A 10,511-nucleotide genomic window follows, 5' to 3' on the forward strand; every position below is an offset into this window, starting at 1 on the left:
GCTGCTGCAATTACTGAATGCAATCACCTTATATTTTTCAGCTTTACAGATATATGCCACCATTGTTCGATTTTTTAAGATCATTCCCTTGGGTCGGCTCTAGAAAATCTGTTTCTACATCGTCATACCAACATTTCTCGACCGACGATCGCACTGGTGTCCGAGAGAAAGAATCAAAGGTGTTGGAGCTAATACGGCAAGGACTCTCCTACCGAAAAGTAGCCGAGGCACTGGGGCTTTCAAAAAACACCGTGATGAGAATTGTGCGAGATTTACAAGCAGCACTGCCAAATTGAAAATAAACCTTAATAGCGCGATCGCAATGTATCCTTCAATTTAATGCGATCGCGCGTTCTTGTAGATCGGCTTGAAGGGATAGGGATATCGGCTACAACAGCCACGATGAAGGCTGATACCAGTTTCCGATGAAGATGTCCTAAATTGAAGAAAGCAACAGGGTATGTGTAGCCGAGTGTGAGTTCGATTCATCCGTTGCGGGGTTCTGAGTTACGCTCTCTACGACAGCTGCGAGTTTCATCTGAGTGAATATGACCAAAAAACGTCCACAGAAGAAGACAGCTCCTACCGATGAATTAAATATTCTTGCGGTTCAGCCGTCTCCTCAAAAAGTAGAGCCAGAGGATGTACAACCCGTTGCGGATAAGATTGAAAACCCTGTTGATGATGCCGCATCAACCCCTGTGCCAGTAGAGGCGAGGACTATTGACTTCTCATCCTCAGAGCCTTCCCTTGACACCTCATCAGTTCCTGTCACTTTCGACTCTCCCCCAACTTCGGAACCAGCTCCGGAACAAAGCGACTCCTCTGCCTCTTCTCATGAAGAACCGCCAGCTTTGTTCCAGGCGGTGGGCATTCTCACCGGCGATGTCACAATTGATGATGAAAAAACTTTTGTGAGTGTCGGGGGAAAAACCTATCCACTCTATTATTCCAGCTACCACAAGCGGGCATTGGCGGCGCTCAAAAAAGAGATTGAGACAACTGGAATACGACAGCAGAAGTTAATTGTCTATCCCAAAATCACTCACTATCCTGGCGGGAAACAGCCCTACTCGGTCGGGTTCCAGCTGGTGGGTTTTGTGGGGCACCAAGCTTCTGGGACGGGTGTTTCCAGTGACCTGCAAGATTTGGAGTTCAAAATCTGCGGTTTATGGCAGTTCATTCCCGTTTGCCGAATCCCATGCATTTCCGTATTTAAGAACTTCAATCAGCAACGCCTTGAGTTCATTAAATCGGCACAAGCTGAACTAAAAGTGAATTTCATGAAGGCTTCTCACATTCCTGTCCTCTGGCGAGATGCCCCTGTGCCTCCATTTCGCTTCAACCCCAAGCTGGAGAAAGAAGCTCAGGGTAAAGCTTTCTTTGTTCAGATTAAGGCTCGGTTCAACAGCGAACGAAATACTTTTGAATTTGTTTCCCTTTTAGCTATTCCTAGTTCTGAGCCTCCTAACTACCTGAAAGCGGGTAAGAAGGATAAGCTTGAGGTTGCCAAGACAAGGCTAGCGGCTTCAAAAGCTCGTCAGCTCGATGAGGCGCGTTCCCATAACGATGCGGCCCTCCCTCAGAGTAGAACTACCTCCGCTCCAAAGCCCAAGCCAAAACCTAAAGTGGTCGCCCAGGAGTAATTAGTGTTTTGCGAACTATCTCATCTGACCTGCCTTCAGTGCCGGTTGCCGGGTGGTTTACTCAGCTCAATGGAGTTTTTGATTACAGCAACTCTCCAGTCGCGGAGATATCTGTAGGGAGCCGCTGCCATTCATTCTCTGTCCGATTGCATGCGATCGCTCGGCAACCATGCCAGCACAATGGTTAAAGTGCAGTAATACCCAATATGCTTGCCGGTACAAGAGCCTGCCACAATCGTGCGATCGCTTACAGATAGCAGTCTAACCCTGCTCTGTAAAACTGGGGTGAAAGCTTGATTTTTCGTGGGTTGTAACCGGATAAGTTCATCAAATTTTCCCAAAGTGCCAGAAAAGGGTATCTGTCAGGTCTTAGAGAATTTAAAGTTCTCAATTTTTTCTCAATCTGGCGCACCAGATTGAGATTTCCTGAAATTAGTTCTTTGGAAAATTCCAGAGTTGTCAAACCACTTGGCGCACGCGATCGCGTCTTACCTCTTCTTCTATTGCGACCTCTAGCTTTGGCAGTGGCTACTTTGAGCTGGTAGATGACAGGTTCGGATGAATCAGACATCTTCGCCATCTTATCGCGTCGCCTGCTCTATCTCCCCCGAAAAAAATCGCTCTCCGTGTTGTAGCCACAGCAACCTAACTAGCGGTTGCACTGAAGCCGACGCACATATATGCTGGGCTTCGTGCGATGCTGACGCGCTGGGTCAGCGAACTTCGTCGTTAGCCCGCTACGCCCAAGACCTCAGCTTGTGAGATGAGCAATGAAAGCTGTGTATTCTGACCAAAAGCCGATTTTCGCTCCGCCAAGCATCTTCCTTGCTGGCCCCACTCCACGGACGGCTCAGGTCGCATCTTGGCGAATACAGGCGCTTCATATCTTGCAAGAAGTCGGCTTTCCTGGCACGGTTCTGATCCCAGAGCGTCACGACTGGACTAGTTCATTCGACTACATTGACCAGGTCGAATGGGAGTTCGCCTGCCTGGAAGCGGCGACGGTTATCGTGTTCTGGATACCCCGCGATTTGGTCTGGCTACCGGGCTTCACGACCAACGTCGAGTTCGGTCGCTACATCGGCTCTGGTAGATGCGTCTATGGCAGACCTAACTCCGCTCCCAAAAATCGGTATCTCGATTGGCTCTATCAGAAATTCACGGGTGAAGCACCGTGTACGTCGATCGAGGATACCTTAAACGCAGCCGTCATGCGTGTATTACACTCAAATAACCGATGAAATTGTCTGCCGCTTTCCACGACGCGGGCTAACTAACAGCTGTACTGGATGCGGCGCAGCTATGCTTTTCGGTGTTCCTCAATTCCGCCGCACGGTGTCGGTGAACCTTGCTGTTAGCCTGCCCTCGCAATGGTTAGGGCAGTACTTGTAGCTTCATGGTTTGGAGTTGGTTGCAGAACTCTCTTGTTAAAGTCATCCCGCCTCCAACACATGGGAATAGCTCTACGTGTGGGTGGATCGATGATAGTGTGTGAGCGATCGCGAGTAACGGTGACGTTTAGATTGTGGATCGAACTCCAGCGAGTGGATTAGCCCAGCTTGTTCGCTAAAGCAATAGATACTTAAAAGGTTTAGCACTCAAGCTAAAAGCTGTCATTATCGCTTCCATCAAGGAGCCGGTGGCAGTATCTAAAACTTTTTGAATTCAATAGTGGAAGAATCATTCACCCAGCTGCTAGAGCCAGCTAGTTTAAACCACCCAGAATTGATAAAAGTTTTGGTAAAAATCCAAGCGATGCCAGAATAGACTGACCGGGCTACATATTTAGGAAACTGGCACAATGCTCTCTACAAAGCCAGTTTAGTGGGAATTATATAGGCTCAAAGTCAACTTCATAGCTAGCGCTCCACTCTAATACATAAACCTTTCTCCCCACCCACCGAAGCCTTGACAGTTTTCTGGGTCAAAGGTTAGACTCTATAGTAGCACTAATTAAATATCTAATCCCAAAAAGGGCGACTCTGTATAGAGCCGCCCTTTTTGCTTTTTTTGGCTAAACAAAATTCTATCAAAGTGTTAGTAATTTAGCCAAAAATACCGTGATAAATATTATTAACAAATATTTATCACGCTGGACAAGCATTCAATAGCTTCAACCGAATATCTGAGGCGCTTTTTAGGCTTTTTTGCCGGTAAAAAGATAGAGGCATTTTGGGTAAATTCGGTGCCATGAAATGCGTGGTATGGTGTCATAAATAATTACCCTTCAAGGAGCAAAATGACTTTTTCAACTAACCGACCAGAAACTTGGGCAGATGTTTATCATCTTTATACCAATGACCTTAAATCGACCTATCCGGATCGCCCATATGTGGCAGCGCCGGTTCAAACTGCTGTCATTCGTTACACCTTACCCAAATTGGGATTTATCCTACCGCACCGCAAAAAGCTTACCCAAGCTGATGTCAATGCTGGCCTGGAATTTATGAAACAGATTCCCATTTCTGAATTGAATCAAGCTCTTAAGTACCAATCAGAAGTTTTTGCCAGTTTGGGCAATGTTTCTAGCGCTCGTACTTATCGCTTGCATCTCAAAAAAATGCTGGATTGGTGTTATCAACAGCCTTGGTGGAAAGTTGCTATTAAAAAGAATGGTGGAGACTGTTGTTCCTCCATCCGACTTCAAAAAGGTCGAGTCAGCGACAATGTTCGAGTCACTGATAAAAAACTAACCCCTAGTTCTTCAAATTTTTCTTATGGCTTAAAGCTCTCGGATATTTTTCCAGAATTACAAGTTTCTCTCGACGAGCTTTTAAGGTTTCAAATCGATCCGGTTGGCAATCGCAAACGCCAAGATGGTCCCTTACGCAAGCGTAGTGCTGAAGCTCATGTGAATTCAGCGAAAAGATTGTTGGGCTGGCTTCATCACTATAAGAACGTACCCTTGGAAGCGCTAAGCCTTAAACTGCTCGTTGCTTCTAGCGGCTTGATGTCTGACGGTCATCGAGATGAAAATGCTATCGATGAAATGATGGACTTAATTGACGAACACCTGCGATGGTTACGCGAGACGAGGGAGGCATCACCCAATACTGAGTTAAAAGTTGTGGAAAGTATTGTTGCGGTCGCTAAGTTTCTCTATCACAAGGAGTCTAAATGCCAGTCTCGCCATCTGGTCTCTAATAAACGGGTTGGATACAGAGATATTCCAATTATTGAGGAACTCCGCCGCTTGGAGTGCGACATTATGGCGCGGGTTAAGACGACACCCCGTAAATCTGATGAGTCGAAAAAGTGGATTGACTGGCCCACTTTCAAGGCTTGTGTGGAGCAGTTGTTAGCTGAATGTGCGCCTCGCGATAACTATGGGAAGAAACGTTCCCAGATGGTTCTGGCTCGAAATCATCAAATGGCTTTAATTTTTCTGCTGCTGAGTGTTTTCCCGGATCGCGGGCGCACGATCCGGGAGTTGGAGATGGGACGAACTTTAATGGATCGAGATGGGAAATGGTTCATTGAACATACGGCTGCTGACTTTAAGACGGGTGACACTTATTGCAAGAATGGTCACAAACGAATTGTCGAGCTGCCATCTGAAGTTTATCCATTGCTTGAGGCGTGGTTGTCTCAATGGCGGAAGGTCTTCAAACCAACACATAACTATGTTTTCTCCCAACCTAATGGGAAACCCATCTCTGAAGGTGCTTTGTACAGCTATGTCCGTAAACGAGTTTATCGGTTGACGGGTCAGGCTTTTACTCCCCACATGGTCAGGGATTCGGTTGTCACTTATCTGAAACTTTCTGGGACATCGGATCAGGTACTGGCAGCTTTAGCTGAGTTAATGGCTCATTCTCAAAAGATGCAGCGCCAGGTTTACGATCGTCGTACTCCTCAGCAAAAAGTAGCTCCAGCCCTCATCGCATTGCAGTCTTTACCAACAGGTAGTTTGCCGCCACCGCCGCCGCTATCTGTCAAGAAGCCCTAATCCCAGACCCAGAGCCAATTCTTAATTGAGAGTTTTGGCTCTGTAATAGGTTTTTCATTCGATCCAGCAGCGAACGCGATCGCTTCTGGTTACGGAAAAAGCCATTATCACCAAAAGGAAGAATGAGGAGCGATCGCAATCCAATTTCTGAGAGTGCGAGAACTATTTGTCAGTACCAATTGGTACAGGCAATTAAATTTCAGAGAAGATAACGCTCCTTAGTCCATCTCAGTACACCCATCCCATTCAATCAGCCTTAGTTCTGAAAGCTTATACCATTCAGTTTGACTACCCGGTTTACCCGCACGTTCCTCCCACCTTACTAGCGCCTCTTTTCCGTTGTTACGAAAGTCTTCAATATAGCCGTGCCATTCATAAGCGACGAAGAAAGGTTTAGCCAGCGCTACCGTAGAAAAAAGCTCAAAATTTTGTTTTTCAACAGCGGGTGAGGCAGTTTCGGTAGTGGGTGAGGCAGTAGGTGAGGCAGTGGGTGAGGCTGTATCGCTTACTGGGTCAGGCGGGTGAGGCAGTCGAGGCAATTTTTGAGGTTGATTACCACCTGGATCGAAAATTTCATTGCGTTGCAAAGAAATTCCATTTTGCATTTCATCAATTTTTTCTAGAGGTAAAGAAACTGCCTCGACTGCCTCACCATCGTTATCTAGCAAGGGTTCTAGCCTCACCATCTGCCTCACCATTGCCTCACCATCTGCCTCAACTGCCTCACCTTCGGACGAGATTTTAGAAAAGCTAATCCCTTTGAGACCGATATTGCCTTTCCCCACCGTGACTCTCTTTGCTTTCGGGAAGAGTTCCTGAAAACGTGCCAGGACTTGATTCATTCCTTTTACATTTCTATCGCCCTTCTTCGCCTGGTCAGTCCAAATAGGCTTTTTAGAGTCGCTGTAAGTTAGCGTCCCGTTTTTTTCATACCAATGTTTGAGCCGTTCCCAAATTTCACCGGCTTTCAAGGTTCCCTCTGGGTCGTAGTCCAATCCCGTGTCCTGGCAGAACTGGAACAGGTGAGAGTTTTCTGCTTGGATGTCTTCGAGCGCCTTCCGCGTGCAGCTGTAGTCGATGCCGTCACGCATCAGATCAATCAATGCAGATAGGACTTTATTCAAGAAGGCAGGGAGAACCTCTTTCTGCAAAAATTCTCGATCGTATTTAAATCGTGGATCTGCTTCCAGCTCTCCTTTGCTAGGGTCGGCATTGATTTTGAAAGTTTTATTGAATGTCAGCACCCCATAGCGCCCAGTGATTGCCTCCAAACTTCCTTGTAGGTTGGGGGTGTCGTTGCAGTTGAATAACGCGACCGCCCTTGGGGCAAATTCCCGCTCATCTCTTCCCTTCCGTTCAGCAGAAAGGGTGTCGCCAGTGATGAAAGCCTTCAAGCTCTGAACCTTGTCGAGTTTAGCGAAATTGGCATTTTCGGAACTCCAATTGATCAGAGCTTTTTCGGTTTGGGCTATCGGAAATTTACGTCCTGAATCGTATGCCGCGAAGTCCGAGACGGTAGCACTGGAGATGCCTTGATATCCATACATTGCCGCCGTAACTTCTTTGGCAGCATCTTTTCCGTTCGAGCCATGCCCTTTGAGTAACAAGCCCCTAACCAACCGTCCCTTATACTTGCGGACTGTTTGTAAATCGAGAGACGCGGCAATTGTTCTCAGGAAAATCTCCCGCTGCGGTTCATCTAAAACGGCGAGTAAGCGATCGCAGTGTTGAGGATCGGCGTTTGGCTCGTAAGTCGCTAATGGTGGGTAAGTGTAATATTTCGCCGGATCGTGAGGAATCAATTCCCATTTGGGAGTTGCCCCTTCCCAGCGAATCTCCAAAACCCCATTGGTGCAGTTCAATCCAGGAGGGTTAACCAGAGACGGATCGACTCCTAAGCGAATCTTGACCCACTCCAGAACAGCTTTAACTTTGGCTGCATTGGCGTAGGGGTACTTGTCTCCATTTTTGGTTTTAATTACATAAGCATTGCAGAAGTCCGAAATTCGGCGTAATTCAGACACGTCATGGCGCGGCTCATAATGAGTTTCTTCCCACTCGTGCAATGTTCCATTTAGACAAATCCAAGGTTTGTCTTGATAGAAAAAATTCAGAACTTGCTGGGTAACTTCCTCATTCGGGGTCAGATTTAATGAGCTATCGCTCATTGAATCTAATAAAGGATCGTCTAATGTGGGGCTTAATGAAGAATCTGATGAAGCCCATTCATCTATCTGCGGTTCTACCGGCTGAGGACGCCGCTTCTCCACGGCAAGATGGATTTGTTCTTCTAGCCGTCGAATAAATTCCTCTGGTTCCATCGCTCCCAAAATGTCAACTGCATCTCCTTTTGAGGGTAGCTCTGGATGGATACTAAGTGGATCGATAATTAAAAATGGCAGTCCAGCCTTGGCGCAAACGTCTGAAAGTTCCAGAGCTTTTTTAGTACCTGTTTCATCGTTATCTTTCAGGAAAACCAGGCAGCCTATACGAGGTTTAACTGCTTCCACCATGTTTTCCAAGCCAGCATTGTTCCAAGCGCTGCCCTGAAGGGTGATTGAAGCTAGCCCGATGGTTCTCAATGCTTCTACGCAGGATTCTCCTTCTTGGAATAACAGGGCGGAAACATTAGGCGTAACTTTAGCCGCGTCCAAAGCTTCATCCAGGCGGTACGGCATCCAAGGGCGATCGCCTTTTTTAGAAATCTCTTCTCCTTCCTCGTTTCGGTGCCATACGCGAAAAATCTTGGAATAACCTTTGGGTTTGTTAACATCCTTCCACTGAGTGCGAACCGCCCACTGATCTTCTGAATACTTATAAATAATTTCGGATACCTCACCGTGCTTATTATCCAACCGTGTAGATGGTTGAGGTGAATCCATTGCCGGTGCGGAGAGTCTAATAAGGTTCAGCTCACCCTGTGGGATAGGAGCTGCTGGGATAATCTTCTTTTTCTTCTTTTCTGGAGCGGGGATAATGCGTGGAAAGCGATCGCCTTTCTTTTGATCCAAAGGCGCGATCGCTTCTCGAATAGCTTTCGAGGCACACCCAGTGACCCAACATCTGTAAGCCCCCGTGTCTGGGTTGATGCTTAACTTTTTCTCGCATATCGGACAGAGATAGTTATTCTTTCCCTTCCCTGGCTTGAGGCGATCCAGGAAATTTCCGATATTGAAACTCTTTAATTTAGGGGCTAGAGGAGATGAGGTGGCTGAAGCTTGCTGCTGGGCAATCGCGATCGCTTGATTGCTTTCGTCAACAGACTGAACGGCTACTGATTTTTCCACAGGATATACCTTCCTTCTTTTGTTGCGAAGGAGGCAGTTACCCACAATTTTTAATCCATATGAAGATTTCCGGCAGCACCGGAGGTCACTCTTTTCCCAAGGCTACTCCTCGTCAGGTTCAATGGATGGATCGGAACCGATGCTATTTACATTCATCGACAATTACCGGGAGTCAGGGTAGGATGAATGTATTCAAATTTATTAATCTTGGTTGTGAGTTATTCTCGGTAGTACTTTTAGTCATCTTATGGACTAGGTTCTTTCTGGATAACTTGCTTCCTTTTTTTTGCTTATTTTTTGGGTTTATTTTTTCTTGAAAATCTACCCACTGGAAATCTATTGAAGCATAGATTTAGTACAACGGTAGTACATGATGCACTGCAAAATTTTCCAATGAGCGAAGCCGCCTAATTTTTCTTGGGTCAGAAATCTTAGTGCGACTGCTCTCCATCATCCCTCATCAGCGCTGGGAGCGGAAGGGGATGGTTGTCTGTTCTCTAAAAATTCTTTAATAGCAATCTCCACTGCTTCTGTGATAGTGATCTCTTCTTCAGTGCAGTAAATTTTCAAGCGCTTTGCTGACCCCTTTGGAATATGGCTAGTTACTTGCGCGTATTTTGGATCTTTCCTTCTAGTTGTCAAGAAATCACATAATCCTAAATTCTCTGCACACGTTGTACAACTCTGCGCTAACAAACAACTTCGCTGCATAAATAACAAAGCAGCATGTTGTTGCAACATCTTAATTTACGTTATTTTAACAGCCATAGATGCGAGATGGCGCAGAAGACACTTAAAGCGGCTGCAAGTAATATTGCCCCTACTTTCAACAGCAATCAGCGTCATGGGGTCAATTGTTTGCAGTAGATACAAAGATAAGTGATTGTGCTAGAGGCACAGGTAGTAGCCTCAATTTAACAAGTGCGATCGCTCTTCTGAAGCGCTAGTAGTGTAAATACTGTGGCCTGCCCCTGAGTAAGACTCGGAGACGTGCTGATAGACTTCTTCGCACTGGCGCTGGTACACCTCAGTTAGATAGCTTTCGGGTAGTTAATCTAAAATCTCCTCGATCGCGACTTTCACTGCTGCCTTCGATTGCTGCCGTCTACGCCAATCCAGCACCAGTTTTTCTGGCTTGAGGGTTGACAACAGTTCAAGAGCCACCTTCTTAACTTCCAGCTTTTCTTTCTCGGTTAAGCTGATGTCTGGTTTCGTCAGCAGCTCAACGATCGCAAGTTCTTCTTCCAGATTCGAGAGCGAGCGCACGTTCATCCTCAACCTTGAGTTCTTGGGCAAACTCCACCAACTCGGTAAAAAAGATTTCAACGTTGCAAGAACCAGCATTGTACTCATCAATCATCTGCTGGAACTTGTCGAGGTAATTCATCCGGCTTTTGTTAAGGCGTACCATCTGGGAAAGCTTTATGGCGAATGCCCCTTTCAGCTTCTTGGCTTCCTTATGCTTGTACTCTGCGTCAAATGCTGTTTGTCGATCCAGTTAGCGATCGCGGACTCTAAACTGACATGAATATCCTGACCCAAACTTTTACAAATTACCTTGAACTTCAGCAGCCATCTCAAGCGAGATCGCATCCGCCAAGTGGTTCGACAACTCTTGGCTTCTCTAAG

Annotated in this window: 9 protein-coding genes; 4 read left to right on the top strand and 5 right to left on the bottom strand. The window is 46.4% G+C overall.

Annotated features, from left to right (window positions below; translation table 11 throughout):
• Nucleotides 1-17: 17 nt before the first annotated feature.
• Nucleotides 18-296 carry a helix-turn-helix domain-containing protein gene (locus NDI34_RS18475; RefSeq protein ID WP_348233431.1) on the top strand — a complete coding sequence of 93 codons (279 nt, stop codon included), beginning with the start codon at nt 18-20 and terminating at the stop codon, nt 294-296.
• 252 nt (nt 297-548) lie between these two features.
• A complete protein-coding gene (locus NDI34_RS18480; RefSeq protein WP_348233432.1) occupies nt 549-1,646 on the top strand; it encodes a hypothetical protein in 1,098 nt (365 codons plus the stop codon).
• Between the two features lie 247 nt (nt 1,647-1,893).
• On the opposite strand, the gene NDI34_RS18485 is transcribed toward NDI34_RS18480, so the two are convergent.
• On the bottom strand, nt 1,894-2,217 hold the full coding sequence (locus NDI34_RS18485) for a hypothetical protein (RefSeq protein WP_348233433.1): 324 nt from the start codon (nt 2,215-2,217) through the stop codon (nt 1,894-1,896).
• A 199-nt stretch (nt 2,218-2,416) separates the two neighbouring features.
• Between NDI34_RS18485 and NDI34_RS18490 the strand changes: the two genes are divergently transcribed.
• Together NDI34_RS18490 and NDI34_RS18495 are read left to right on the top strand one after the other, a co-directional pair.
• On the top strand, nt 2,417-2,887 hold the full coding sequence (locus NDI34_RS18490) for a nucleoside 2-deoxyribosyltransferase domain-containing protein (RefSeq protein WP_348233434.1): 471 nt from the start codon (nt 2,417-2,419) through the stop codon (nt 2,885-2,887).
• Between the two features lie 998 nt (nt 2,888-3,885).
• Nucleotides 3,886-5,595 (top strand): site-specific integrase, encoded by a 1,710-nt coding sequence (locus NDI34_RS18495; protein ID WP_348233435.1) that lies wholly within the window; start codon nt 3,886-3,888, stop codon nt 5,593-5,595.
• Between the two features lie 218 nt (nt 5,596-5,813).
• Here NDI34_RS18495 and NDI34_RS18500 read toward each other — a convergent pair whose 3' ends face one another.
• The 4 genes from NDI34_RS18500 to NDI34_RS18515 form a co-directional block, all read right to left on the bottom strand.
• A complete protein-coding gene (locus tag NDI34_RS18500) occupies nt 5,814-8,882 on the bottom strand; it encodes a DUF5906 domain-containing protein (protein ID WP_348233436.1) in 3,069 nt (1,022 codons plus the stop codon).
• Between the two features lie 1,050 nt (nt 8,883-9,932).
• Nucleotides 9,933-10,154, bottom strand: coding sequence for a type I restriction enzyme endonuclease domain-containing protein (locus tag NDI34_RS18505; RefSeq protein WP_348233437.1), 222 nt, complete (start codon nt 10,152-10,154; stop codon nt 9,933-9,935).
• Nucleotides 10,105-10,293, bottom strand: coding sequence for a hypothetical protein (locus tag NDI34_RS18510; protein ID WP_348233438.1), 189 nt, complete (start codon nt 10,291-10,293; stop codon nt 10,105-10,107). Before NDI34_RS18510 ends, NDI34_RS18505 begins: the two co-directional genes overlap by 50 nt.
• Before the next feature lie 29 nt (nt 10,294-10,322).
• A partial coding sequence (locus NDI34_RS18515) for a hypothetical protein (protein ID WP_348233439.1) occupies nt 10,323-10,511 on the bottom strand: 189 nt, incomplete at its 5' end.

It is taken from the genome of Trichocoleus sp. DQ-U1, from assembly GCF_039961925.1.
In the GTDB taxonomy this organism is placed as follows: Bacteria; Cyanobacteriota; Cyanobacteriia; order Cyanobacteriales; family FACHB-T130; genus FACHB-T130.

Excerpts from the sequence above, each read along its gene's own strand:
- NDI34_RS18475 (WP_348233431.1), top strand. The coding sequence starts at position 18 with ATGCAATCACCTTATATTTTTCAGCTTTACAGATATATGCCACCATTG.
- NDI34_RS18480 (WP_348233432.1), top strand. The coding sequence starts at position 549 with ATGACCAAAAAACGTCCACAGAAGAAGACAGCTCCTACCGATGAATTA.
- NDI34_RS18485 (WP_348233433.1), bottom strand. The coding sequence starts at position 2,217 with ATGTCTGATTCATCCGAACCTGTCATCTACCAGCTCAAAGTAGCCACT.
- NDI34_RS18490 (WP_348233434.1), top strand. The coding sequence starts at position 2,417 with ATGAAAGCTGTGTATTCTGACCAAAAGCCGATTTTCGCTCCGCCAAGC.
- NDI34_RS18495 (WP_348233435.1), top strand. The coding sequence starts at position 3,886 with ATGACTTTTTCAACTAACCGACCAGAAACTTGGGCAGATGTTTATCAT.
- NDI34_RS18505 (WP_348233437.1), bottom strand. The coding sequence starts at position 10,154 with ATGAACGTGCGCTCGCTCTCGAATCTGGAAGAAGAACTTGCGATCGTT.
- NDI34_RS18510 (WP_348233438.1), bottom strand. The coding sequence starts at position 10,293 with ATGGTACGCCTTAACAAAAGCCGGATGAATTACCTCGACAAGTTCCAG.